Annotated in this window: 19 protein-coding genes; 9 read left to right on the top strand and 10 right to left on the bottom strand. The window is 52.5% G+C overall.

The annotated features are described in order from the left end of the window. Positions 1 to 2: 2 nt before the first annotated feature. The 4 genes from DW47_RS0100810 to DW47_RS0100795 form a co-directional block, all read right to left on the bottom strand. Positions 3 to 3,095, bottom strand: coding sequence for an efflux RND transporter permease subunit (locus tag DW47_RS0100810; protein WP_029684419.1), 3,093 nt, complete (start codon positions 3,093 to 3,095; stop codon positions 3 to 5). Next, complete coding sequence (locus tag DW47_RS0100805) at positions 3,092 to 6,280, bottom strand: efflux RND transporter permease subunit (RefSeq protein ID WP_029684418.1); 3,189 nt, start codon at positions 6,278 to 6,280, stop codon at positions 3,092 to 3,094. Before DW47_RS0100805 ends, DW47_RS0100810 begins: the two co-directional genes overlap by 4 nt. Then, entirely contained in the window at positions 6,280 to 7,518 is a 1,239-nt protein-coding gene (locus tag DW47_RS0100800) for an efflux RND transporter periplasmic adaptor subunit (protein ID WP_038026910.1), read from the bottom strand. The genes DW47_RS0100805 and DW47_RS0100800 overlap by 1 nt, the downstream gene beginning before the upstream one ends. Before the next feature lie 243 nt (positions 7,519 to 7,761). After that, on the bottom strand, positions 7,762 to 9,495 hold the full coding sequence (locus tag DW47_RS0100795) for a penicillin-binding transpeptidase domain-containing protein (protein WP_029684416.1): 1,734 nt from the start codon (positions 9,493 to 9,495) through the stop codon (positions 7,762 to 7,764). 515 nt (positions 9,496 to 10,010) lie between these two features. Between DW47_RS0100795 and galR the strand changes: the two genes are divergently transcribed. Then, positions 10,011 to 11,027 carry an HTH-type transcriptional regulator GalR gene (gene galR, locus DW47_RS0100790; RefSeq protein ID WP_029684415.1) on the top strand — a complete coding sequence of 339 codons (1,017 nt, stop codon included), beginning with the start codon at positions 10,011 to 10,013 and terminating at the stop codon, positions 11,025 to 11,027. Between the two features lie 16 nt (positions 11,028 to 11,043). Here galR and lysA read toward each other — a convergent pair whose 3' ends face one another. Next, positions 11,044 to 12,309 (bottom strand): diaminopimelate decarboxylase, encoded by a 1,266-nt coding sequence (gene lysA, locus DW47_RS0100785; RefSeq protein ID WP_029684414.1) that lies wholly within the window; start codon positions 12,307 to 12,309, stop codon positions 11,044 to 11,046. Positions 12,310 to 12,532: 223 nt separating this feature from the next. On the opposite strand from lysA, the gene DW47_RS0100780 reads away from it, so the two are divergent. Next, entirely contained in the window at positions 12,533 to 13,021 is a 489-nt protein-coding gene (locus DW47_RS0100780) for a nuclear transport factor 2 family protein (RefSeq protein ID WP_029684413.1), read from the top strand. A gap of 87 nt (positions 13,022 to 13,108) precedes the next feature. Beyond that, positions 13,109 to 14,035, top strand: coding sequence for a LysR family transcriptional regulator (locus tag DW47_RS0100775; protein WP_029684412.1), 927 nt, complete (start codon positions 13,109 to 13,111; stop codon positions 14,033 to 14,035). On the opposite strand, the gene DW47_RS0100770 is transcribed toward DW47_RS0100775, so the two are convergent. After that, on the bottom strand, positions 14,026 to 15,213 hold the full coding sequence (locus DW47_RS0100770) for an MFS transporter (protein WP_051150784.1): 1,188 nt from the start codon (positions 15,211 to 15,213) through the stop codon (positions 14,026 to 14,028). The two genes, DW47_RS0100775 and DW47_RS0100770, sit on opposite strands and share 10 nt — an antisense overlap. A gap of 438 nt (positions 15,214 to 15,651) precedes the next feature. Between DW47_RS0100770 and DW47_RS0100765 the strand changes: the two genes are divergently transcribed. From DW47_RS0100765 to rfbA, 6 genes are all read left to right on the top strand, one after another. Beyond that, a complete protein-coding gene (locus DW47_RS0100765; protein WP_029684409.1) occupies positions 15,652 to 15,954 on the top strand; it encodes a PTS sugar transporter subunit IIB in 303 nt (100 codons plus the stop codon). Between the two features lie 15 nt (positions 15,955 to 15,969). Further along, complete coding sequence (locus DW47_RS0100760; RefSeq protein ID WP_029684408.1) at positions 15,970 to 17,271, top strand: PTS sugar transporter subunit IIC; 1,302 nt, start codon at positions 15,970 to 15,972, stop codon at positions 17,269 to 17,271. After that, positions 17,258 to 17,596 carry a PTS lactose/cellobiose transporter subunit IIA gene (locus tag DW47_RS0100755; protein ID WP_029684407.1) on the top strand — a complete coding sequence of 113 codons (339 nt, stop codon included), beginning with the start codon at positions 17,258 to 17,260 and terminating at the stop codon, positions 17,594 to 17,596. The genes DW47_RS0100760 and DW47_RS0100755 overlap by 14 nt, the downstream gene beginning before the upstream one ends. Beyond that, positions 17,593 to 18,984 (top strand): 6-phospho-beta-glucosidase, encoded by a 1,392-nt coding sequence (locus DW47_RS0100750; RefSeq protein WP_029684406.1) that lies wholly within the window; start codon positions 17,593 to 17,595, stop codon positions 18,982 to 18,984. The genes DW47_RS0100755 and DW47_RS0100750 overlap by 4 nt, the downstream gene beginning before the upstream one ends. A gap of 292 nt (positions 18,985 to 19,276) precedes the next feature. Further along, on the top strand, positions 19,277 to 20,344 hold the full coding sequence (gene rfbB, locus DW47_RS0100745) for a dTDP-glucose 4,6-dehydratase (protein WP_029684405.1): 1,068 nt from the start codon (positions 19,277 to 19,279) through the stop codon (positions 20,342 to 20,344). Positions 20,345 to 20,354: 10 nt separating this feature from the next. Further along, positions 20,355 to 21,224 carry a glucose-1-phosphate thymidylyltransferase RfbA gene (gene rfbA / locus DW47_RS0100740; RefSeq protein WP_029684404.1) on the top strand — a complete coding sequence of 290 codons (870 nt, stop codon included), beginning with the start codon at positions 20,355 to 20,357 and terminating at the stop codon, positions 21,222 to 21,224. 160 nt (positions 21,225 to 21,384) lie between these two features. Here the strand turns inward: rfbA and DW47_RS0100735 are convergent, their stop codons facing one another. From DW47_RS0100735 to manX, 4 genes are all read right to left on the bottom strand, one after another. Further along, positions 21,385 to 22,551, bottom strand: a complete 1,167-nt coding sequence (locus DW47_RS0100735; RefSeq protein ID WP_029684402.1) for a nucleotide sugar dehydrogenase — start codon at positions 22,549 to 22,551, stop codon at positions 21,385 to 21,387. Between the two features lie 353 nt (positions 22,552 to 22,904). Beyond that, the gene (locus DW47_RS0100730; RefSeq protein WP_029684401.1) at positions 22,905 to 23,753 is read right to left on the bottom strand and encodes a PTS mannose transporter subunit IID; all 849 of its coding nucleotides are present in this window, start codon (positions 23,751 to 23,753) and stop codon (positions 22,905 to 22,907) included. Between the two features lie 12 nt (positions 23,754 to 23,765). Beyond that, entirely contained in the window at positions 23,766 to 24,566 is an 801-nt protein-coding gene (locus tag DW47_RS0100725) for a PTS mannose/fructose/sorbose transporter subunit IIC (RefSeq protein ID WP_029684400.1), read from the bottom strand. Positions 24,567 to 24,610: 44 nt separating this feature from the next. Continuing rightward, on the bottom strand, positions 24,611 to 25,573 hold the full coding sequence (manX, locus tag DW47_RS0100720) for a PTS mannose transporter subunit IIAB (RefSeq protein WP_029684399.1): 963 nt from the start codon (positions 25,571 to 25,573) through the stop codon (positions 24,611 to 24,613). Positions 25,574 to 25,768 lie beyond the last annotated feature (195 nt).

Raw genomic sequence — 25,768 nt, 5'->3', positions numbered from 1 at the left:
CCTCAGGCCCGTAGGCGGTGCCATTGTCGTTTCGTCGCCCGGCTTAACCGGTCCAGCCAGAGATAAACAACCGGCGTAGTAAACAGGGTCAGCAACTGACTCAGCGCCAATCCACCGGCAATGGCGATCCCCAACGGACTGCGGAGATCAGCATCGCCGCCACTGCCCAGCGCCAGCGGTAGTGCGCCGAAAAACGCCGCTAGGGTCGTCATCATAATCGGCCGAAAACGCTGGATACAGGCTTGGGTAATCGCCTGCTGTGGGGTAAGTCCTTGCTTACGTTCAGCCTCCAGTGCGAAGTCAATCATCATAATGGCGTTCTTCTTGACGATACCGATCAGTAAAACAATACCGATCAGCGCAATCACCGTAAGTTGGGTATTGGTGAGCAGCAGTAATAACAGTGCTCCCACCCCGGCGGAAGGCAGTGTCGATAGTATGGTCAGCGGATGCACATAACTTTCATAAAGCATCCCCAACACGATATAAACCGCCGCCAGCGCCGCTAGGATCAACCACGGCATGGTGGCCGTCAATTCACTGAAGGCAGCTGCGGTGCCCTGGAAACCGGCCTGAATGGTATCCGGTAACCCAATTTTTGCCATCGCCACCTTAATGGCAGCCTGTGCTTGCTCCAGCGATACCCCATCCGCCAAGTTAAAAGCCAGGGTACTGGTGGCCGACTGACCCTGATGGTTAACGGATAACGGCGCATTACCACCACTGAAGGTTGCAAAGGCAGACAGCGGTACTCGGTCGCCACTGTCATTGATCACATACAGTTTTTTCAGTTCTGACGGGTCTTGGGTATCACTGCCCTGTAGCATCATCACCACATGATACTGATTCAGGGTTTTATAAATGGTCGCAATCTGTCGCTGACTAAACGCATTGTTCAGTAGGGTATCCAGCATACTGACATTCACCCCTAATCGGCTGGCGCGGTCACGGTCGATAGTGATCATTACCTCTTGGCCGCCGGTTTGCGAATCTGAATCGACACTGGTCAATTCTGGCAATGCTCGCAGCGCCGCCGCCGCTTTCGATGTCCAGGTACGCAGCAGATCAAGGTCATCCGCTTGCAGGCTGTACTGATAGGTGGCGTTTGCACTGCGCCCACCAATATGCAGATCCTGTGCCGCCATCAGGAACATCTGCGCCCCGGCCACATGGCTGGCTTTGGCAGTCAAGCGGTTCGCGACCTCCGTGGCCGTAGCGCTGCGCTGATTGTAATCTTTCAGACGGATAAAAAAGCTGGCGGTATTGCGCGAGCCAAAACGGCCGCCACCGGTAGAGGACATCACATCTTCTACTGCCGGATCAGCCATTATCAGCTCAGTAAACTGCTTCACTTTCGGTTTCATGGCCTGAAAAGAGATATTCTGGTCGGCCCGCACCATCCCCATCAACAGCCCAGTGTCCTGATTAGGGAAAAAACCTTTCTGCACCACCGAATAGAGGAACAGGTTGAGAAGCACCGTCAGTAACAAGCTGAACATGGTCAGTTTCTGATGGGCCATCACCCAGGATAAACCACGGCTATAGGCGGCCAGTAGACGGTTCAGTTGTGTTTCTATCCAACGAAATAGCGGATGTGGACGCTGGGCTACCGGCGGCTGGCGTTTCAGCAGCCGGGAACAGAGCATCGGTGTCAGACTCAGGGAGACAAACATCGAGATCACCAGCGAGATACTGAGTGTGACCGCAAACTCACGGAATAACCGACCGACGATACTGCCCATCAACAGTATCGGTATAAACACGGCAATCAATGATACGGTCATCGACAGGACGGTAAAACTGACCTCTCTGGCTCCACGTATTGCTGCCCTGAACGGTCCTAAACCCGCCTCAATGTGGCGCATGATATTTTCCAGCACCACAATCGCATCATCGACCACAAATCCGGTGGCGATAATAATCGCCATCAGTGACAGGTTATCCAGGCTGTAACCAAGCAGGTACATCACCATACAGGTGCCGACCAGAGAGACCGGTAAGGCCAATGCGGGGATCAGCACCGCCCGCCAGTTACGCAGAAATACGAATACCACCGCAATCACCAGCAGCATGGCCGTAAATAAGGTCTCTTCGGTGTCATACAGCGAGGCCCGAACTGTCGGAGCACGGTCAATCACCAGCTTGAGGGAGGTATCTGCTGGCAGTGAAGCCCGTAGCGCCGGGATTTGCGCTTTGATAGCATCAATGGTCTGCAACATATTTGCCCCAGCCTGACGGGTGACACCAATCATCACCGCCGGGTTACCGTTCAAATAGCCAGCACTGTATTTATCTTGGACATTGTCATACACCGTTGCCACGTCATGCAGCCGAACCGCTTTACCGTTCTGATAGCGGATAATCAGGTTCTGATAATGGGCGGCGCTTTCTAACTGGCTGTTACTGTCGATAGACCAAGCAAAATTTTTGCCCTCTAGAATCCCTTTTGGCAAGTTAGTCGTGCTATCCGCCACGGCACTGCGTACTGCATCCAGTGAGATGCCATACTGCGTCAACTTCTCTGGTTGCAGGTCGATACGTACCGCCGGCAGCGCACTGCCCATCAGCGACACTTCACCGACCCCTTTCACCTGGGATAGTACCTGCTCGATTTTACTTTCCGCCAGATCGTAGAGCGCTCCAGGGGCACGGCTCGGCGAAGTAAGGGCTAACATCACAATCGGCGCATCCGAAGGGTTAGCCTTACGGTAAGTGGGTAAAGACGGCATGCTGCTGGGCAGCAAACTGCGTGATGCATTGATCGCAGCCTGTACATCTCGCGCCGCACCATTAATGTTACGGCTTAGGTCAAACTGTAAGATGACCGAGGTCGAGCCCTGGGAACTGCTGGAGGTCATCTGGGTGACACCCGAAATCTGTCCAAGCGTCCGCTCCAGCGGAGTCGCGACCGTCGCGGCCATCGTTTCTGGGTTAGCTCCTGGTAAGCTGGCGCTGACTATTATGGTCGGAAAGTCCACCTGCGGCAGTGGTGCTACCGGCAATAGTCGGTAGCCCAATCCTCCCAGCAACAGTATTGCTAGGGTTAGCAATACTGTTGCGACCGGCCGGAAAATAAACAGCCGGGTCATATTCATGACGCCCCCTTACTGGCATCACGACGACGCTGAATAATGCGTTTACCGCGCTGCGACAGTCCATCAAACCACAGGTAAATTACCGGGGTCGAGAACAGGGTCAGGACCTGACTGACGATCAGGCCACCGACAATCACCAGCCCCATCGGCTGGCGTAATTCCGAACCGGATCCGCTAGAGAGCATCAGCGGTAACGCCCCCAGTAACGCTGCCATGGTGGTCATCAGTATCGGTCGGAAACGTAACAGACAAGCCTGATGGATAGCGTCACGCGGCGACAAACGCTGCTCATTTTCAGCCTCTAGCGCAAAATCGATCATCATAATGGCGTTTTTCTTGACGATACCGATCAGCAGGATCACCCCAATCAAGGCGATCAGACTAAATTCAGTACCGGTCAGTAACAGTGCCAGTAATGCGCCTATCGCTGCCGAGGGCAGTGTCGACAGGATAGTGACTGGATGAATAAAGCTCTCATAGAGGATCCCCAGCACCAGATACATGGTCAGTAGCGCAGCCAGGATCAGCCATAGGGTGTTTCCGGTCGCATTTTTAAAGGCCGAGGCCTCCCCCTGCCATGCCAAGGTGATCGAGGATGGCAGCTTAAGCTGCTGAGTGATCTCGCTGACCGCCTGCTGCCCCTGCTCAATGGAATAACCGTCATTGAGGTTAAACGACATCATCACCGCCGGGTACTGGTTCAAGCGCATATTCATTAGCGAGCCAAGCCGCTGATGAATAGTGGCAATCGAACTCAGTTTCACCATACCGCTACGGGTGGCACTGTCTGTCACCTTATCCGTAGAACTACTACTAGTGGTACTGGTGGTATCGGACGACGAACTACTGTCCGTCACCGAGGATTTCAGATAAATATCACCGAGGGCACTCGGGCTGGCTTGGTATTGCGGAGCCACTTCCAGCACCACACGATACTGGTTGGACTGGGTAAAAATAGTCGAGACCAGACGCTGTCCGAATGCATTGTACAGGGCTGTATCGACGTCTGAGGCAGTGATCCCCAGCCGTGAGGCTTTGTCCCGGTCCAGGTCGACATAAGCAATCCGTCCCTGATCCTGTAGATTACTGACCACACTGTTAAACTCCGGCCGCTTAGCCATTGCGGCGACGATCTGTGGCGTCCACTTCACCAAATCTTCGCTGTCCAGTGACGCCAGTGTGAACTGATACTGACTTGGGGTGACCTGATCATTGACGGTCAGATCCTGCGCCTGCTGCATATACAGGCTGATACCGGGCACTTGGCGGGCGGCTTGCTGGAGCTGCTTAGCGACTTGTTCACCGCTGTCGCTGCGCTCAGAGAAAGGCTTGAGGTTGATCTGAAAGCGGCCGCTATTAAGGCTGGTGTTGGTGCCATCGATACCGATAGTCGAGGTCAACGACTCCACTGACGGATTTTTCAGTACGATATCTGCCAGCGCCTGCTGACGCTTCGCCATATCTTGGAAAGAGATATCCTGAGAGGCAATAGTGGTGGCTTCGATCAGGCCGGTATCCTGCGGCGGGAAGAAGCCTTTTGGCACCAGCACATATAGTAGGGCTGTCAGCACAAAAGTCGCCAGTGCCACCAGCAGGGTAATTTTCTGATGATTCAGGACTATCGTCAGCAGACGGTCATAACCACGGATGATCCGCTCAAAAAATTCGCCGCCTTTACGGGCAAAGCGTGACTGTTTTTCCTCAGGCTGATGACGGAGTAAGTAGGCACACAGCATCGGCGTCAGGGTCAATGATACCACCAGAGACACCAGAATAGAGACCGCCAGAGTAATGGCAAATTCGCGGAATAAGCGCCCAACCACGTCCCCCATAAATAACAACGGGATCAGTACCGCAATCAGCGAGAACGTCAAAGAGATCAGGGTAAAACCGATCTGCTGGGAGCCTTTCAGTGCGGCCTGCAGCGGCGGCTCGCCCTCTTCCAATCGTCTAGAGATATTCTCTACCATCACGATGGCATCATCGATAACAAAGCCGGTAGCGATGGTAAGAGCCATCAGTGATAGGTTATTCAGGCTAAAGCCCATCAAGTACATCACCCCGAAGGTACCGACCAGCGATAACGGCACCGCCACACTGGGGATCAGCGTGGCAGAAAGGTTACGCAGGAATAGGAAGGTCACCATCACCACCAGGGCTACAGACAGCAGCAGTTCAAACTGCACATCATGGATAGAGGCACGGATGGTCTGGGTACGGTCAGAGACCACGCTCAGCTTCACCCCATCCGGCAACGCCGACTGCAAAGTCTTGATCTGATCCTTAATGCTATCGACCACTTGGATAACATTCGCGCCGGGCTGACGCTGCACGCTAACAATAATAGCCGGTTGCTTATTCGCCCACGCTGACTGGAAGCGGTTTTCTGCCCCTTGGGTAATGGTGGCGATATCCTTGAGACGTAATGCCGAGCCATTTTGCCAAGTGAGGATCAGGTTGCCATATTCCGTTGGCGTGCGTAGCTGGTCATTGGCATCAATGGTGACCGAGTGAAACTGACCGTCAAAGCCGCCTTTAGAACCGTTAACGTTGCTGTTATTGATCAGAGTATTGACGTCAGACAGGGTCAGACCATGGGCCGCCAGTGCCGTGGGATCCAGTTGAACGCGGATGGCTGGCTGATTCCCCCCTGCCAGAGTCACCATCCCCACTCCGTTGATCTGCGCCAATTTTAGGGCGATACGGGTGTTCACTAAGTCCTGAACCCGGCTCAACGGCAGGTTATTGGAGGTCGCTGCCAGAGTGATCACCGCCGTATCCGCCGGATTGACCTTTTTATAGGTCGGCGGGTTAGGCAGATCCGAAGGTAAGAGGCTGTCCGCGGAGTTAATCGCTGCCTGCACATCCTGCTCTGCCACGTCGAGGGAGGTGTCTAACCCGAAGCGTAAAGTAATGATCGATGAGCCGCCGGAACTCTCGGAGGTCATCTGGCTAAGGCCACTCATCTCGCCAAGATCACGCTCCAGCGGCGCAGTCACAGAGGTGGAGATCACCTCCGGGCTGGCCCCAGGATAGAGAGTGGTCACCTGAATGGTGGGATAATCGACCTGGGGTAACGCAGATACCGACAGAAAACGGTAAGCGAAGATCCCGGACAGTAAAATACCGGTCATCAGCAGAATGGTGGCGACCGGGCGTTGAATAAACAGCCTGGAAGGATTCATTACTGCTTCGCCTGTGGGTTCGCTTTAGAGGTATCGCTGCCACTCGCCGCCTCAGTTTCATTCTCTGAGACCACCGAGACTTTGGCACCGGTCGTCAGACGGTCAATCCCTTCGGTGACCACTTTATCCCCTGGTTTAACCCCACTGAGGATCACCTGCTGGTCACTGCCGTACACCGGTCCGGCGCTGACACTGCGACGGGTGACGGTATTATCGGTGTTGATCACAAACACAAAGCTACCGTCGCTGCTAAGCTGCAGTGCTTCAGCGGGGATCACCGTCGCCTGATTGAGAGTTTCAGTCTGTAGGCGCAGATCCACGAACTGGTTAGCGTACAGAGCCTCATTGGTATTCGGGAACATGGCTTTCATTTCGACACTGCCGGTGCTGGTATCGATTTCATTACTGATAAAACGGACTTCCCCCTGTGCCAGCACGGTTTTCCCATCTTGATCAAAGGCCGTGGCAGGCATGGCCTGTCCGTGGTGCAACTTTTTAACCAGCATTGGGATATTGCTCTGCGGCACGCTGAAAGTAACGGCCGCCGGCTGCATCTGGGTGATGGTCACCAGCGAGGTCGAGGACGCACTGACCACGTTCCCCGGGTCAACCAAACGTAACCCTACCCGGCCGCTGACTGGCGCGGTAATACGTGAGTAACTGATGTTCACTTTGGCGCTGTTGATCTGCGCTTCATCTTCTTTGACCGCACCGCTGTACTGCCCAACGGTCGCCATTTGGCTTTCCAAATCCTGTTTTGCCAAAGAATCTTCTGCATAGAGTTTTCGATAACGCGCCAGAGTCAGGCGAGCACTGGTCAGCAAGGCTTTATTTTGTTGCAGTGCCCCTTCATATTGGGCTAAAGATGCTTGATAGCTGCGATCATCAATCTGCGCCAGTAGCTGACCGGCAGTCACCTGCTGTCCTTCGGTAAAGTAGACTTTCTGCAGTTCGCCATCGACACGGCTGGTCACTGTGACGCTAGCATTGGGGATCACGGTGCCTGGTGAGGTCAAATAAACCGGCACATTCGCCTGTGAAGCCACCCCGGCATGCACCAAGGTAGTCGCCCCCGCCCCGGGTCTGCCGTGACGGCCACCGGGGCCTGGCATTCCAGTTCCCGCTGGCGAGGAAAACCACACCCGCCAGATAACCCCGGCAACAATCAGACAGAAAATCGCAACAAGCAACCATCGCAGCCAGTGAGAACGAACAGTTTTTTCAGTGTTTTTAGTCATCGGATTTCGTGGTTATCAGAGGAAGTGGACACACGCAGACAGAATCGTTGTGCAATCAAGTCAATATTTCGGACGCTTAGCCAATTATGGGCACTCGCGGCATTATATTTCTACCGGTAAAACGTAAGAGTTTTGTTAAGAGGATAGCTAATGCTCGGGTGAGATCACTATCAGCTAAGATTTCTGCATAAAAACAGCGTGAGAAAGAAAAAACCACTGCCCTTTTCAGGGCAGTGGTTCAGGTTACGGCGTAGTGACCGGAGTATTGACGTTATACAACGCATCCGGGGCCACATTCATATACTTAAGCACTGGGCCGATAATATTGCCGAAGATCGGTGAGGCCACCGAGCCCCCAAAGTGGGCACCAGCAGTCGGGTGGTTGATCATAATCACCAACGCCACCACCGGATGGCTCGCCGGAGCCACTCCCGCGGTATAGTTGATATAACCGCCATCATATTTGCCATTGCTGCCCATTTTTTCTGCAGTACCGGTTTTAATCGCCAGACGATAACCCGGCACTGCCGCACGCACCCCAGAGCCACCAGGCAATGCATCACTTTCCATCATATGGACCACGCTGCGCACCACATCCTCGTCGGCGACCCGCTGTCCTTCAACTGGTGGCGTCACTTTGGTGATCGACAACGGACGGTAGATCCCGAAAGAGCCGAGGGTGGCATATTCCCGCGCCATCTGCAGCGGCGTGATACGTAGCCCGTAACCAAAGGAGAAGGTAGCACGTTCAATATCGGCCCAACGCTGACGGTGCAGCGGGAAGTAACCAGTACTTTCCCCCGTAAGACCAAGGTCGGTCGGTCTGCCCAAACCAAAGGAACGGTAAGTATTCACTAACACTTCAGCTGGCATCGCCAGGGCAATGTGTGAAACCCCGATATCACTGGATTTCTGTAGGATGCCTGTCATAGTCAGTCGCGGCCAGTTACCGACGTCACGGATCAAGTGCCCATTCACCACATAAGGAGTGGTATCCAGTACTGAATCTGGACGTACCAAATGGCGCTGTAAACCTTCCATCACCACCAGCGGTTTCACTGTCGAGCCGGGCTCAAAGCTGTCGTTAATCGCCACGTTACGCATCTGTACCGGTGTGGCATCATCATAATTATTCGGGTTGTAGGACGGATAGGAGGCCATCCCCAAGACTTCGCCGGTATCGACCCGCACCATTACGGCGGCACCAGAGTCCGCTTTGTTCAGCAGCACGCCATCACGCAATTTGCTGTACATGGTGTACTGAATAAATTTATCGATACTCAACTGCACATTCGGCGGCTGGGAGGGCGGCTGGTAGCTAAGCATCGAAATAATATGCCCCTGACCATCTTGGCGGTATTTCTCTTTACCCGGCACACCCTGCAAGATTTTATCGAAACTGTGCTCTATTCCGTTAAGTCCGGTGTTATCGGCACCGACAATGCCGATTAACGGTGCCGCGGCATCTGCCATCGGGTAGAAACGGCTGTCATCATACACCGAGGTGATCCCTGTCAGGCGCAGTTGGGCGATATCTTTAGCGATACCCAGCTCAATTTTACGGCCCAAATAGAGGAAACGTTTTTTCGGATTGGCAGTGATCTCCGCGGCCAACTGCTCTGGACGCATATTCAGCGCTGAAGCCAGATAGGCCCATTTAGGACTGTAAAAATTCGGGTTTGCTTCCAGTACTTTCAAGGGGTCCGCGATGATATCTCGTGCCGGCACACTCAAAGCCAAGGTATCGCCATTACGGTCTAATAAGGTACCGCGGTTGGTGGGCAGTATCACGGTACGCAAAGAACGCTGGTCTGCTTGGCGCTCCAGCATCGGATGATCGAGCAATTGCAGATCACCGACCCGCAATAGTAGAAAAGCCAGACAGCATACGACACCCAAGCATACTAGGCGAAATCGGAAAGGGTTGAAGGTGGTATTGATCTGGTCTTTTCCCAGTATCTTTTTTATCCGGGGCATAACATTCCGCTGAAGTAAGATAAATTAGGCAAACTGACGATGTTTTATAATGAATTAACCCCCAAAATCACAGCGAAAGTGTGTATCAGTTGGTAATCGTCCCTATTACGGCACAGTGATAGCATATCAGGGGCATCAGAGAAATGAGAAACTGGAGGCAAAAAAAACCTGCACATCTGCGCAGGTCGGTGTAATCAAAATTTTCTTGATGTTCACCCATCAATACCTCTGGGACTTTTAACTTAGCAGCCGAACAACTTTTTTCTCTACCAGACAAACGCAACAATTGCTGGCAAAATGTAAGTAGCTATTTACGCTGTTATTACTTTTGGAGTGCCTTTTACTGCCCTCTTCGCAACTAATCCCCACACGTCTCCCAGGCTACCTCAGGCGTCCCAAGCCTTGCGGACCGTTGGTTTAAGTGAAAAACGACCAGGATTAGCCGTGATGCTGCTTGCAGTCTCTGGTTTTTTCCGTAACACTTCCCGGATCTGCTACTCACCCGGAATACTGAAATGGCTACCATTAAAGATGTTGCTAAGCTTGCCGGCGTTTCAGTTGCCACTGTCTCAAGAGTATTAAACCACTCCCCTAAAGCCAGTGAAGCCTCTCGTAAGGCGGTCAACGATGCCGTGCAGCAACTGCACTACCAGCCTAATGCCAATGCTCGCGCCTTGGCACAGCAGACCACTGCCACCATTGGTCTGATTGTAGCGGATGTGGCCGACCCGTTTTTCGGCGTGATGGTCAAAGCCGTGGATGAAGTTGCCCGTCAAACCGGTAACTTCTTACTGATTGGTAACGGATACCACGATGAGCAGCAGGAACGGCTGGCCATCGAGCAGTTGATCCGCCATCAGTGTGAAGCGCTGGTGCTGCACGTTAAAAAAATTCCGGATGCAGAACTGGCCGCACTGATGACCCAAATCCCGGGGGTCGTGTTGATTAACCGCACGCTGCCTGGTTTCGAATCACGCTGTATTGCGCTGGACGATAATTACGGCAGCTGGCTGGCGACCCGGCATCTTATCCAGCAGGGCCATGAAAATATTGCCTTTATCTGTTCAGATCATGCCATTTCCGATGCTGGCGATCGCTTAGCCGGCTATCACCGAGCCTTGCAGGATCATCATTTACCGGACAACCCGCAACTTGTGGCTTTCGGTGAACCGGATGAAACCGGCGGTGAAAAAGCGATGATTAGCCTACTGGGGATGGGGAAAAGTTTTAGTGCAGTCGCCTGTTATAATGACTCGATGGCGGCAGGAGCGTTGGCGGCGTTAAACGATAACAGCATTCAGGTCCCGCAGCAGATGTCGCTGATGGGGTTTGATGATGTACTGGTATCGCGCTATGTGCGCCCTAGGCTAACCACCATCCGCTACCCAGTAGTGACCATGGCACAGCAGGCGGCATCGCTAGCACTGGCATTGTCGAAAAAACAGCCGTTACCCACCATCACCAACCTGTTTCATCCGACTCTGGTGATCCGCCATTCCGTCGGCCCTTGTAAACAGATATCGCCGGTTTGACCCGGCGAGTGACCCCTTACTGACCGGCATCCAACTCTGCCGCCAGTAACTCACTGAAGGTCTGCGCACGACGGATTTCCCTTGGCACGCCCTGTTCAAATAGCACTTCAGGGATCATCGGGCGGCTGTTATAGCAGGATGACATCGTCGCCCCGTAGGCACCGGTATCATGGAACACCAAGTAATCGCCGACCTGTGCAGCTGGTAACGGACGGGGGTCGACAGTGCCGCCCTCTTTCTGGGTAAACACATCTCCGGATTCGCACAGCGGCCCGGCGACCACTGTCGGCACCAGGGGATCCTCATCGGTCTGGCGTTCAGCTGCGCTCATCAGCGAAATCTCGTGATAGCTGCCGTACATCGCCGGCCGCATCAGATCACTGAAACCGGCATCCACCAGCACAAAGTGACGGCTGCCCATATCTTTAACCGCCCGTACCTGCGAGACCAACACCCCTGACTGAGCTACTAAGAAACGGCCCGGCTCAATTTCTAAGGTCACTGGATGGCCGAGGTGCTCCGCAATCTGCTGACGGGCGCGGTTCCACAGGCTGTAGTAGTGACGGGTATCGATCTCTTCCTCACCATAATGGTACGGAATCGATAAGCCGCCGCCAGCAGAGATGGCGTGAACATCTGCCCCGCTGTCTATCACCTGTGCCACCATCGCATCACAGACCTGTTGCAGGTGCTGGTAATCGACGCCGGAACCGATATGCATATGCAGCCCCGCTAGGGTCAGGCCTTTTTCGGCAATCACCCGCAATGCTTCTTCCAGATCCTGATACCAGATCCCGTGCTTACTGTTTTCCCCGCCGGTATTGGTCTTTTGGCTGTGACCATGACCAAAGCCTGGATTAATGCGTAACCAGACACGGTGGCCAGGAGAAACCTCTGCCAACTGATGCAGCATATCGATGGAGCCCGCATTGACGGCAATTTTCAGCTCGGCGATCCGTTGCAGCACAGGGATATCCAGCACATCGGCGGTAAACACAATCTCGTCCCCTTCGGCCTGATAACCAGCCACCAGCGCGCGCTCAATTTCCCCCAGCGACACCGAATCTACCCGCACCCCAGCGGTACGCATTAGCCGCAGAATATGGATATTCGAACAGGCTTTCTGCGCAAAACGGATCACATCAAAATCCCGCAGTTTTTCAATCTGTTGTAGGATAACCTCGGCATCATAAGCCCAGAAAGGACCAGTGTAACGCTGAGTCAGCGGTAGCAGATGTTTACGGTTAAGGGCAGTGTCAGTGGTAGTCAGCGGGCGTGGCATAATAGTGTCATTCTCCTGTAATCAGCGTGTCAGTAAGCCACAGCCTTGCTATATTGAAAAATATCATTTTATCGTATACCTATTCATTTGTGATATACATTAAACCAACGGCGTCGATAGCCAGACTTTTCGGCTACACTGAAGCTGTGCGGTCGCCGTGCGGCCACGAGGGTCGCCAGCGCCACACATTATTTCCCGACATTGGCACAGCAGGAGAGCAGTGATGAAGAAAGTATTGGTACTGATAGCCGGATTACTTGGCCCATTGGCGGCCTTTGCCGGTCCCAGCAAGCCACTACCGGCGCCCACCGACCATAGTCCGGCACGGAACTTGGCTCAGGAAAATAAAAACCTGCAACTGGTGTATAACTTCTACCAACAGTTTTTTACGCAGCATGATCTGAAAGCCGCTGACCGCGACCTAGCTGCGGATTATAAGCAGCATAATCCCCATGTGCCGGACGGCCGAGCGCCTTTTGTGAATTACTTCGCTGGTTACTTTAAGGCCAATCCGCAGGCCCGTTCAGAGATCAGCCAGTACGGCACTTACGGTGATCGCGTCTTCCTGCGGGTCCACTCGATAGCGAAACCGGGTGACCGTGGCCGTGCCATTGTGGATATTTTCCGTGTGAAAGACGGCAAAATTGTCGAGCATTGGGACTCGGTGCAAGATGTCCCGACCACCTCGGCGAACAGCAATACCATGTTCTGATATTCCCCTGCTCTATTACTGAGCAGGGACTTACTTACCGGGCTCCCTGCTTTCAGGCAGGGGATCCTGTCGCAACGAGCCTTGTCCATGCAAAAAATTCACTGGCGTCAGATCGAAATTTTCCACGCCATTATGACTCGGGGAAATCTGACCCAGGCCGCTGAGTTTCTTCATACCTCCCAGCCGACCTTAAGCCGCGAACTGGCCCGTTTTGAACAACAGCTCGGTGTCACCCTATTCAGCCGGGTACGTGGGCGCTTACAACCGACAGTACAGGCACTGCGTCTGTTCGAGGAGGTGGAGCGCAGCTGGTATGGCATGGAGCGGATACGCGAAGCCGCAGAAGGACTGCGGGATTTTCACCAAGCGGAGTTGTCTGTAGCCTGTTTACCGGCGTTCAGCCAATCGTTACTGCCGGCGTTGTGCCAACCGTTTCTGCAACGTTATCCCTCGGTGACTATGAATATTATTCCCCGTGAATCGCCACTGTTGGAAGAGTGGCTCTCAGCCCAACGTTACGATCTCGGTCTGACCGAAACCCGCCAGCAACCACCGGGAACCGAATTGATCCCCCTGCTGACCGTAGACGAAGTCTGTGTGTTACCGGCTGGCCACCCGCTGGCGGACAAACCGCGATTAACCCCACAGGATTTTAGCGGCTTACCCTTTATCAGCCTGTCCCGGGAAGACAGTTATCGGCAGTTACTTGACCGGTTGTTTCAGGAGCATCAGGTTAACCGCCAGTTGCGAATGGAAACTCACAGTGCAGCCTCGGTCTGTGCCATGGTCAGGGCCGGTGTTGGGGTTTCGATTATTAACCCGCTGACTGCCTTGGACTATACCGCTCAGGGAGTAGTGATCCGTCCTTTCAGTATCAGCGTGCCCTTTACCGTCAGTCTGATCCGCCCGCTGCACCGCCCCGCCTCTTCGTTAAGCGGGGCGTTTATTCGTCATCTGCACCAACAGGCCGGACAGTTAATCACCGAGATTGAAGCCCAGCATCATCAGCACTGATCGCGGCGAGGTTCTCTGGCGTCAGAACCGAGATGACGGTCTACCGGTCGACGGAAAATCATCAGGGTGGTGATCACCCCTGCCAGCGCCAGCGCTGCCGCCATCAATGGGACGGTGGCTAAACCGGCTCCGCTGGCAATCATCACGCCTCCCAGCCAAGCCCCTAGGGCATTACCGAGGTTAAAGGCAGAAATATTTAAGGTTGAGACCAAATGCGGGGCGTCCTGACCGTAGCGCACCACATTAATCTGTAAAGCAGGCACCAGAGAAAATGCCGCCATCGCCCACAGAAACAAGGTGATCTCTGCCAAGGTTACCGTCAGGCTGGTCCAGCGAAATAACAGCGACAGTAGCGTCAGCAGGCTGAAACTTAATATCAGGCTAAGGCGAAGATTACGATCTGCCAGACGTCCCCCTAGGGTATTTCCCACCGTCAGCCCAGCACCGATCAAAAATAGGGTCCAGCTAACACCTCGCTGACTAATACCGGTCACCTGTAATAACAACGGCGCGATATAGCTGAACAGCGCAAACATAGCGGCAGAAAACCAGACAGTGGTCAGCAACGACAGCCACAGTTTACCACCACGTAACGCTCGCACTTCACTGAGCAAATCCACTGGCTTCTCCTGCCGATCCGCTGGCAGGCTGACCCACAGTGCAATAAAGGCCAACACACCGATGACACTGACCGCCCAAAAGGTGGCCCGCCAACCATATAATTGGCCAAACCAGGTGCCCAGTGGCACCCCGAGTACATTGGCCAACGTCAGGCCGGTAAACATCAGCGCCACTGCCGATGCCTGTCGATGCGGAGCCACCAGTCGGGCCGCCACTACCGAGCCGATGCCGAAGAATGCCCCATGGCATAACGCCGTCACCACCCGTGCCAACATCAACCAGTGATAGTCACCGGCCAGCGCGCACATCAGGTTACCAAGGATAAAAATCAGCATCAGTAACAGTAGTGTCCGTTTACGCGGCAAGCGAGCGGTGATCAACGCCATCACCGGTGCGCCAAAGGCCACCCCTAGCGCATAGCCGCTGATCAGCCAGCCGGCTGCGGGAACAGACACCGACAGATTACCCGCTACCTCGGGTAATAACCCCATAATGACAAATTCGGTAGTACCGATAGCAAAGGCACTGAGTGCCAAAGCCAGCAACGCGATGGGCATAGTATCGACTCCTGTTATTCTTTTATTGTCGTAAAAAACGCCACTCAGTACCCTGAGTGGCGGTCTACGGATAGCGGTCAGTAAAGCATAACTGAGCGGAACCACAAATATCCGCGGATGCAAAGGATAATTGCGCCATTCGCAACAAAAGTGTTTCCATCCCCGCTCAGCGTTTGCTGAGAAGACCAAGCCGTCACCTTCACTGATTAATAATCTTTAATATAACCCCCCGCTGACTCTGTCTATTTACTCCTACTACGCTCGGCTATTTTAGTCTTTATTTTTGAAGTAGCTTGCGAATACTGACATTTATCCGAAGGTTCTGGATTTGTTATTTTTGGTTGTGATTAGCCGCACACAATCCTTTTATCCGCCGGGGTATAAAACCTATGCAGCAACCGAAATCATCACCTTTTTCAGGATAACAGGATGTCAACCATGAAACGGATCGTGTTGTGTTGTGCCTCAGGTATGTCGACCAGTATGCTGGTCTCCCGTATGCGAAAATATGCCGAACAAAAGGGACTTTCGGTGGACATTACCGCAATCAGTATCAATGAGTTTGACACCGAAACGCCCCACTGTGACTGCTGCCTGCTGGGTCCACAGATCAAATATAAATTGGCCGAAATGAAAGAGAAGCTGGCACCGCTCAATATCCCCGTAGCGGTGATTAATACCCTGGATTACGGCATGATGCGCGGTGACAGAGTGCTGGAAACGGCCCTGGCACTCGAATAACCACGGAGGGTTATTATGGCTATCAGCAGGATATTTGCCTCGCTGGAAACCGTTATGTTACCAATGGCTGGGAAGATTGCCGCACAGCGGCATATTATGGCCATTCGTGACGGTTTCGTCATGGTGATGCCTTTTATGATCATCGGTTCATTTGTATTGATATTTGCCTACCCACCCTTTGCCGAAGATAACCGCTTTTTCCTCGCCCGCGGCTGGCTGTGGTTCGCCGCAGAATATAAACAGCAATTACTGACGCCTTATAATATGACCATGGGTATCATTTCGGTCTATATCTGTCCTGCCATTGCCTATTGTCTCGCTCGTCATTATAAACTCGCGGAATTAAATATTGCCCTGCTGGCACTGGGGGCGTTTCTATTATTGTGCTGTCCGCTAACAGACGGCGTGATGTCAGCCACTTACCTCGGTGGGACCGGCATCTTCACGGCCATTATTGTTGCACTGCTGGTCACCGAACTCTGCCGGATGCTGCATCAACGTAATATTGGTATTCGTCTACCCGAGCAGGTTCCCGACAATATCCGCAAATCCTTTAATCAGTTGATCCCTATGACACTGGTATTGTTACTGCTGTTTCCCCTCAGCCTGGGAATACAGGCGGTAAGCGGTATGCTGATCCCGCAAGCCATTATGGCATTGTTCAATCCGCTGCTTTCTGCCTCTGATTCGTTACCGGCGGTGATCCTGGCAGTGGTGCTCTGCCATATGCTGTGGTTTGCTGGCATTCACGGAGCCAGCATTGTCGGTGGCTTCTTTCAAGCCTTTTGGCTGACCAACATTGGTCTCAATCAGATCAATATGGCCAACGGGCTACCTCCAGATCGTATCTTTGTGGAGCCTTTCTGGGCGTTCTTCGTACTGATGGGAGGTTCCGGTGCAACCATCGGCTTGGTACTGCTCTACCTACGCAGTAAATCTGCCCACCTACGCTCTATCGGTAAAATCTCACTGGTTCCGGCAATTTTTAATATCAACGAACCGGTGATTTTCGGTTCACCCATCGTCATGAATACCTTGTTCTTTATCCCGTTTATCCTCAGCCCAATGGTTAATGGTCTGTTGGGTTGGTATGCCATTAAATACGGGCTGATCGAACATATTGTCTCTATCGTCCCTTGGACTGCACCGGCACCGGTCGGTGCGGCCTGGGCGGCGGGTTGGGATATCAATGCTGCCCTGCTGGCGATCCTGCTGATCTTTACTTCGATTGTGATCTACTACCCGTTTTTCAGGATCTACGAACGCAGTCTGTTGGCCGCAGAAACCTTGGAGAACGATCCTCATGGAAATCAATGAAGAGCTTATCATCAGCTTAATTGTCACCGCCGGCGAGTCAAAGTCCTGTGCTATGGAAGCCATTCAAGCAGCCCGCGATGGCCGCTGGGAGAGTGCTGCGGCTTTTCTGCACCAATCAGATGAAGCCGCCCACCACTGTCACCAGACGCAAACACAGCTTATCGGCGAAGACCAAGGCAGTGGTCGCACGCCGGTCAGCCTGATTATGGTGCATGCCCAAGACCACATTATGAACGCCCAACTTTGCCGTGAAATGGCCGAGGAAATTGTCCGCCTATACCGTAAATTCGATTCATTCACTTCACAGAGTAAGGATACCCGATGAAAATTGTCACTATCGGAGGTGGCTCCAGTTACACCCCGGAACTGATCGAAGGCCTGATCCTGCGTCAAGATAAACTGCCCATCCGTGAGATCTGGCTGACAGATATTGAGGAAGGCAAAGAGAAATTAGAAATTGTAGGCACCCTGGCCCGCCGCATGATTGAAGCTGCCGGCCTGCCATGGAAAATTCATCTCACCCTCGACCGTAAAGCCGCCTTGAAACAGGCGGACTTTGTTACCACCCAATTCCGGGTCGGACTGCTGGAAGCGCGGCAGAAGGATGAATGTATTCCCCTTTCCCACGGCTTTCTCGGTCAGGAAACCAATGGTGCAGGGGGTATTCTCAAGGCTTTCCGTACCATTCCGGTGATCCTGCAAATTATCGAAGATATGCGCCAGCAGTGCCCGAATGCGTGGCTGGTGAACTTTACTAACCCGGCCGGTATGGTCACCGAAGCTGCTATCCGCTGCGGGCAATGGGAAAAAACCATCGGCCTGTGTAATGTGCCGTTCAGCCATATTGAACAGGCCAAAAAGCTTCTGAACCAGCCGGAAGAGTCGCTGTTCTTTAAATTTGCAGGCCTTAACCATTTCCACTGGCACCGAGTCTGGGATGCCCGTGGTAATGAACAGACCCAGAGACTGATCGAGGCTATCTATGCCAGCCACCAGCAGAATGAAGGGCTGCGTAATATTCACCAAGTGCCCTTTAACGTCGACATGATAAAACATCTCGGCCTACTGCCCTGCGGTTATCACCGCTATTATTATTTAGAGCAGCAGATGCTGGAGCACTCGGTCTCTGATTTTGCAAAGTACGCCACCCGGGCTGAGGTAGTTAAAGCCACCGAGAAACGGCTGTTTGAGATGTATAAAAACCCTGACCTTAAAGAGAAACCGGCCGAACTGGCAGAGCGTGGCGGTGCCCATTACAGTGATGCGGCCTGTGATTTGATTGAGTCGATTTACAACGACAGTCGGCGGATTATGGTGGTCAGTACCCGTAATAACGGCGCGCTCAGTGACCTACCGGCAGACAGTATTGCCGAGGTCAGTGCCGTCATTACCTCACACGGTGCCGAACCCCTGAACTGGGGGGCGTTCCCACCGGCGGCACGAGGTATGTTGCAGATCATGAAAGGGATGGAGCAGACAGTCATTGAAGCGGCAATCAGCGGTGATTATGGCGCAGCCCTGCATGCCTTTACCATCAACCCTTTGATCCGCAGCGGAGATACCGCCCGACAGGTACTCGACCAGTTACTCTACGCCCATAAACGCTACCTGCCACAATTCAGTCAGGCCATCGCCCGCATCGAAGCGCAGCAACCGCAAGACACCCTGTATGTCGATAAGTTGTTGGCGGATCGTCAGTTGCATACAACATAATATTCCCTCTGCGGTGGCATTGCTGTTGTTGTCACCGCACTCTCTGCTGCCCTCGTCGAGTAACCCACAAAATCCATTGCGCCGCCTTCCTGAATAGCTACGCATGTTGAATAATCATCCTCGTCTGATGCGATCGTCTCTCTGCTTGCGGATAAAATGCGGGTTATGCGGAAAAGTGTGGGACAATCAGCACAACGCTTTTAAGGTCGGGCTGAGCCTGCATAGTTTGAGATTTCTCAGTCCGCAACAGCACCCCGTTGCTGCCATATTCTGTATTAAGTGAATAATGACCATGAAAATTATTGTGACTGGCGGCGCAGGATTTATCGGCTCGGCCGTCGTTCGCCACCTGATCCATACTACCAGCGCTGAGGTCACCGTTGTTGATAGCCTGACCTATGCCGGTAATCCTGATTCACTGGCCCCTGTTAGCGACGATAAGCGCTTCCGCTTTGAACTGCTGGATATCTGTGATCGCGCAGGTGTTGACCGATTACTTGCAGAAATCCAGCCGGATGCCATTATGCATCTGGCAGCAGAAAGCCATGTTGACCGTTCAATCGACGGACCGGCGGCTTTTATCAATACCAATATTCTCGGTACTTACCACTTACTTGAGGCGGCTAGGTATTATCTACACTCGGTCCGCCAGCCGTCAGAGCACAGATTTATCTTCCATCATATCTCTACCGATGAAGTCTATGGTGACCTGCACAGCCGTGATGACTTTTTCCGCGAAGATACCCCCTATGCGCCAAGTAGTCCTTATTCTGCTTCCAAGGCTGCCAGTGATCATCTGGTCAGAGCCTGGGGACGAACCTATGGCTTGCCGGTCATTGTGACTAACTGCTCCAATAATTATGGCCCCCACCATTATCCGGAAAAATTAATCCCACTGACCATCATTAATGCCCTTAACGGTAACCCTCTCCCAGTGTATGGAGACGGTCAGCAGATACGTGATTGGTTATATGTGGATGATCATGCTAGAGCGCTCTGGACGGTGATCACTCAGGGTAAACAGGGTGAAACCTATAATATCGGGGGCAACAACGAACACACTAACTTGGACGTTGTACAGAGGATCTGCCAAATACTGGATGAGCTGCACCCCTGCACTGGCACCGAGGCTCACAGTTATAGTGAACTGATTACCTTTGTCGCTGACCGGCCGGGCCATGATAAACGTTATGCCATTGATGCCAGTAAGATCATGTCGGAGCTTCACTGGACCCCTAGGGAAACCTTCGACACCGGGCTGCGTAAAACCGTTGAATGGTACTTGAATAACCGACAATGGTGGCAGAAGGTTCAGGATAAAAACGATGGCTGGCAACGCCAAAATATCGTGAAAAAATGAGGATACGATCATGAAAGGAATTGTGCTGGCCGGTGGAACCGGCAGTAGGCTCTATCCCATTACCCAAGGAGTGTCCAAGCAGCTGTTACCGGTTTACGACAAACCGATGATCTATTACCCGATATCAGTACTGATGTTATCCGGTATCCGCGATATTCTGATCATCACCACAGCCGAAGATCTGCCCTCCTTTCAGAGGCTGTTAGGCGAAGGGCAACAGTTTGGGATCCGGCTTAGCTACCGAGTCCAACAGCATCCAGCCGGTGTTGCACAAGCGTTTCTGATCGCCGAAGATTTTATTGCCGGTGAAAACTGTTCCCTGGTACTGGGTGATAATATCTTTTTTGGTCAAGGCTTTGGCAGCAAACTGCTGTCGGTGGTAGAAAGAACAGTTGGTGCGACAGTGTTTGGTTATCAGGTGAAAGATCCTCAGCGTTATGGTGTTGTGGAGTTTGACCAACATACAGTCGCCCTATCGCTGGAAGAAAAGCCTGCCATTCCCCGCTCTAACTGGGCGGTAACAGGGCTTTACTTTTATGACTCACAAGTCACTGAAATGGCAAGACAGGTGACCCCTTCGGCCCGCGGCGAGTTAGAGATAACCAGTATTAATCAGCTGTACTTGGAGGCTGGTTTGCTCAATGTGGAACGCCTAGGCAGGGGCTTTGCTTGGCTGGATACCGGCACCCACGAAAGCCTGCTGGATGCCTCACAATTTATTCACACTATTGAGGAACGCCAAGGGTTTAAAGTGGCTTGCTTGGAAGAGATAGCTTATCGCAATAGCTGGCTCACTGTAGAGCAGGTGGCAGAACAGGCAAAACGGCTAGAAAAAACTCGCTACGGCGAATACCTTTCCAGTCTGATCAACGGGCAGTGACAGCAGAGATGGATGTGCGCCTTTTCACATTCAGCCAAGTGTTACAGCCTGTAACCCAGGGCTGACGAGAACTGTGGCCGGTAACACTGCCCACTCACTGATGAAAACCACAGCACAACAAAACACTGCCGGCATTGGGCCGGCAGCACTGAGTCTATCCTCAATCGTTTCCAAACAGATCACGGGTATAGACTTTATCACTGACGTCTTTCAGTTCATCGACCAAGCGGTTGGCAATGATGACGTCACACTCTTGCTTGAGTTGTTCCACATCATGGGTCACCGGAGAATTAAAGAACTGTGGCTCATCAAGCACCGGTTCATACACCAGGATATCAACCCCTTTCGCCTTAAGTCGCTTCATAATGCCCTGCACCGCCGAGGCACGGAAGTTATCGGAACCTGACTTCATCACTAGGCGGTAAATCCCCACCTTTTTCGGCTGACGCTTAAGGATACTGTCGGCGATAAAATCTTTGCGGGTGCGGTTAGCGTCGACAATCGCGCCGATAATGTTATTCGGCACACTTTCATAGTTTGCCAGTAACTGTTTGGTATCTTTCGGCAGGCAGTAACCGCCGTAACCAAAGGATGGGTTGTTGTAGTGGGTACCGATCCGCGGGTCGAGGCCGATACCTTCAATGATTTGACGGCTGTTGAGGCCATGATGCTCGGCATAGCTGTCCAGCTCGTTAAAATAAGAGATACGTAACGCCAGATAGGTATTGGCGAACAGCTTAATCGCTTCGGCTTCCGTATCGTCAGTGAACAGCACCGGGATATCCTGTTTCTCGGCGCCTTCTACCAGCAAGTCAGCGAACACTTTTGCCTGTGGCGACTGGCTGCCGACCACAATCCGTGATGGATGCAGGTTATCGTACAGCGCACGCCCTTCACGGAGAAACTCTGGGGAAAAGATAATGTTTTCGACACCGAGCCGCTGTTTCAGCTCGCGGGTAAAGCCTACCGGGATCGTGGATTTGATAATAATGGTCGCCTGCGGATTGATCGCCAACACATCACTGATCACCGACTCGACACTGCGGGTATTAAAATAGTTAGTCACTGGATCGTAGTCTGTCGGGGTCGCGACGATCACAAATTCTGCACCCTGGTAAGCCTGCTGCTTATCCGTGGTGGCGGTAAAATTCAGTGCCTTAGTTGTCAGATAGGTTTCAATATCTTGATCTGCGATAGGAGAAACGTTTCGATTCAGTTTCTCAACTTTTTGGGGATCAATATCCAAAGCCACCACCTGATGGTGCTGCGCCAGTAAAATACCGTTTGAAAGTCCAACATAGCCAGTACCGGCAATTGCAATTTTCATTGTACTGAAATCCGTTATAGGTGTGAGCACAGCAGGGCAAAATTCACAGTCGCTCAGACAAAAAATAATGGTGACTATTGTGCTTTCGCTAGCCTAAACCATCAAATGAATTATGTTCTTTTTCTGTTTTTCAGAGCGAGAGAAGGTTATCGCGCTAGACAAGTTGCCCCCTATCAGCGCTATCTACATTTGCGTAGACTTAAATAAAATTAATAATTTAATCATAAATAAACTGCTAATCAGGATCTAGTTTGTCTTAATTTTTTGCGCTCAATTTATACCCTATATGCAATCTACATTAATAATGATTCCCCCCGGTAGTAACGGCAGGGGAGCCCCCCACCGTCAAACACTCAAACACCTAGCAGTCCGCTGGCATAACCGGCGATGCCGATAATAAAAAAGCCAATAATCAGCAGCAAAGGGTTTACTTTTCGGCGTAACAGCCACATACAGCCAAAGGTCAGCAGTAACGGCACCAGGCCCGGCATCAGCTGGTCCAGTATCGATTGGGCGGTGGTGACCTTGGTTGCGCCAGTCGAATCGGTGATACTGGAAACCACCACCGGAATATCCACATGGGTCCACTTATTGACCAGCGCTCCCATTACAAACAACCCGAGGATCGAAGCCCCCTCGGTCAGCTTTTGCAGGAAACCGCCGCCCATATCTTTGACAATATTGACCCCTTTGCGATAGCCATAGGCTACCCCGTAATAGCGAGTCAGCAAACGCACCATATTAAACAATACAAAGAACAACAGTGGCCCCAGTAGGCTGCCGCTCATGGCAATACCGGCCCCTAAGGCTGCAAACACTGGACGAACGGTTCCCCAGTAGATCGGGTCCCCCACCCCGGCCAGTGGCCCCATCAGCCCGACCTTAATACCGTTAATGGCACCGTCATCAATGGCGGCCCCGTTGGCGCGCTGCTCTTCCATCGCCAGGGTCACCCCCAGAACCGGTGCGGCCACATAGGGATGGGTATTAAAAAACTCTAAATGACGCTTAATGGCCTGCTTACGGGCCTCATCGTTCTCCGGATAGAGACGGCGGATCGCTGGAACCATTGAGAAACAGAAACCCAACGCTTGCATACGTTCGAAGTTCCAAGACCCCTGAAACAAATTCGAGCGAATGAACACCCCACGAATATCACTCGGGGTGAGTTTTTTTACTGTCGAACCAACGGAATCAACCATGTTACTCACCTCTTAGTCTAATTCGTTATCAAGGTTATTGGTAGCGGGTGTCGCACTGCTGGCAGCTGCGCCGCGCTGGTATTTGGGGCTAAGTTGGATATACAAAATCGCCATCACGGTGCCAATCACCCCGAGCGCCACTAAGTTAAAGTCGGTAAAGGCGGCGGTGACAAACCCCAGATAGAAGAATGGCATCAGGTAACCGGCACGCATCATATTGATCACCATGGCGTAGCCCACCACCACAATCATTCCACCGGCAATATTCAGACCGTTACTGACCACCTCAGGAATTGATTCAAGCATATGCTGCACCTGGCTGGTACCAACAGAGACCGCCACCACCAGTGCAGGGATAGCAATACGCATGGCTTGTAAAAACAGTGCCGAGATATGTATTCGGGTGATGGCGCTTAGGTTACCGTTACGTGCGGCGTTATCCGCGGCGTGCTGGAAAGCCACCGTCACAGTACGCACCAGTATGGTCAGTACCTGCCCTGTCGCTGCCAGCGGGATGGCCAGCGCAATACCTGCACCAATCCCCTGGTGCCCGGCGATCACCAAGATGGTGGAGATAATCGAGGCCAGTGCCGCATCCGGTGCCACCGCTGCGCCGATATTCATCCAGCCCAGCGCGATCATTTCTAGGGTACCGCCGATGATAATACCGGTTTTCATGTCTCCCAGTACCGCTCCTACTAGCGTACAGGCGACCAGTGGACGGTGAAATTGGAACTCATCAAGGATCGATTCCATACCGGCAATACAGGCGACGATAAATATCAGTACAATCTGAAGGGTGGTGATTTCCATTGACCTTCTCCTGCGAAGTTAAACGAGCATTAGCTAAAGGGCTGTTACCCTGAGATTTTATTGATAAGATCCATCATCTTAAGTTTCGGATCTCCAGACACTTTACGGACTTCCAGCTCGATCCCTCTGTCATGCAATTGACGGAACGCGGCGATATCCTGTTGATCCACCGACACTGCATTAGTCACCTGGGCCTTACCTTCCCGGAAAGCCATTCCCCCGATATTCACTGACACAATCTTCACGCCTGCCTCGACTAAGCGTTCAACATCAAGCGGATTAGTAAACAGCAACATGACTCGCTGACCGGCATATTTAGGGTTGTTATAGACACGGATCATTTTGGCGACATCCACCACATGGGCGGTGACGCCGGGTGGAGCCACCTGGGTTAGTAGGGTCTTACGTACCGTGTCGGCAGCCACCTCATCACTGACCACAATAATGCGCGACACATTGGTTTCTTTGGTCCAACGGGTGGCTACCTGGCCGTGGATCAACCGGTCATCGATACGTGCCAAGGCGATGGTCATATAATCACTGGCTGACATCGGGGTGACCGCTGGAGTCTGTGCAGTAGCTGTCGCTGCCACCGCATCTACAGGCGACGAGTCGTTATTCAGTGACCTAACCCCCTGCCTGCCGGTTTCCAAGGCAATAGCAGCCAGCTGTTTGACTGTCGGGCCATCATCGCGTCCCATAAACACTTCTGCCAGCATCGGCACATTTACTCCGGTGACCAACTGAAAATCAGCCTTATCGGTCACAATACGGCTGGCAGCGTTAAACGGACTACCGCCCCAAGTATCCACCAAGAAAAGCACCCCATCACTGGTCTCCAGTCCAGCGAGACACTGCTGGTATTTCTCAATCAGGTTTTCGGCATTCTCACCGGGAACAAAATCGATCCAGCCAGCATTTTCCTGCTGACCTAACAGCATTTCAGTGGTTTTGAGCAGCTGTTCAGCAGCCCAACCGTGCGTAGCAATGACAATAGCAATAGTCACCTGCTGCCTCCGTCTCAACACTTTTTAAAATCCTGTCGCTGCACTGGGTGGATCAGAAACGAGGCATACAACAGGAACGAGAATGGTTTTCGCCCTTATTTTATTTCTTAAAAAAAACAAAATATGTGATGCAGTACGGTAATTTATCGGCATATTATTTAAGTCGATCACAAAAACCGACACTCGATGAACTCC

Origin of the sequence: Tatumella saanichensis (assembly GCF_000439375.1) — a bacterium.
Taxonomy (GTDB): domain Bacteria; phylum Pseudomonadota; class Gammaproteobacteria; order Enterobacterales; family Enterobacteriaceae; genus Tatumella; species Tatumella saanichensis.
This window is presented reverse-complemented; position numbering and strand designations above follow the sequence as displayed.

Bases quoted from the DNA above. Each gene is read 5' to 3' on its own strand.
- DW47_RS0100810 (WP_029684419.1), bottom strand. From the start codon at position 3,095: ATGAATATGACCCGGCTGTTTATTTTCCGGCCGGTCGCAACAGTATTG.
- DW47_RS0100805 (WP_029684418.1), bottom strand. From the start codon at position 6,280: ATGAATCCTTCCAGGCTGTTTATTCAACGCCCGGTCGCCACCATTCTG.
- DW47_RS0100800 (WP_038026910.1), bottom strand. From the start codon at position 7,518: ATGACTAAAAACACTGAAAAAACTGTTCGTTCTCACTGGCTGCGATGG.
- DW47_RS0100795 (WP_029684416.1), bottom strand. From the start codon at position 9,495: ATGCCCCGGATAAAAAAGATACTGGGAAAAGACCAGATCAATACCACC.
- galR (WP_029684415.1), top strand. From the start codon at position 10,011: ATGGCTACCATTAAAGATGTTGCTAAGCTTGCCGGCGTTTCAGTTGCC.
- lysA (WP_029684414.1), bottom strand. From the start codon at position 12,309: ATGCCACGCCCGCTGACTACCACTGACACTGCCCTTAACCGTAAACAT.
- DW47_RS0100780 (WP_029684413.1), top strand. From the start codon at position 12,533: ATGAAGAAAGTATTGGTACTGATAGCCGGATTACTTGGCCCATTGGCG.
- DW47_RS0100775 (WP_029684412.1), top strand. From the start codon at position 13,109: ATGCAAAAAATTCACTGGCGTCAGATCGAAATTTTCCACGCCATTATG.
- DW47_RS0100770 (WP_051150784.1), bottom strand. From the start codon at position 15,213: ATGCCCATCGCGTTGCTGGCTTTGGCACTCAGTGCCTTTGCTATCGGT.
- DW47_RS0100765 (WP_029684409.1), top strand. From the start codon at position 15,652: ATGAAACGGATCGTGTTGTGTTGTGCCTCAGGTATGTCGACCAGTATG.
- DW47_RS0100760 (WP_029684408.1), top strand. From the start codon at position 15,970: ATGGCTATCAGCAGGATATTTGCCTCGCTGGAAACCGTTATGTTACCA.
- DW47_RS0100755 (WP_029684407.1), top strand. From the start codon at position 17,258: ATGGAAATCAATGAAGAGCTTATCATCAGCTTAATTGTCACCGCCGGC.
- DW47_RS0100750 (WP_029684406.1), top strand. From the start codon at position 17,593: ATGAAAATTGTCACTATCGGAGGTGGCTCCAGTTACACCCCGGAACTG.
- rfbB (WP_029684405.1), top strand. From the start codon at position 19,277: ATGAAAATTATTGTGACTGGCGGCGCAGGATTTATCGGCTCGGCCGTC.
- rfbA (WP_029684404.1), top strand. From the start codon at position 20,355: ATGAAAGGAATTGTGCTGGCCGGTGGAACCGGCAGTAGGCTCTATCCC.
- DW47_RS0100735 (WP_029684402.1), bottom strand. From the start codon at position 22,551: ATGAAAATTGCAATTGCCGGTACTGGCTATGTTGGACTTTCAAACGGT.
- DW47_RS0100730 (WP_029684401.1), bottom strand. From the start codon at position 23,753: ATGGTTGATTCCGTTGGTTCGACAGTAAAAAAACTCACCCCGAGTGAT.
- DW47_RS0100725 (WP_029684400.1), bottom strand. From the start codon at position 24,566: ATGGAAATCACCACCCTTCAGATTGTACTGATATTTATCGTCGCCTGT.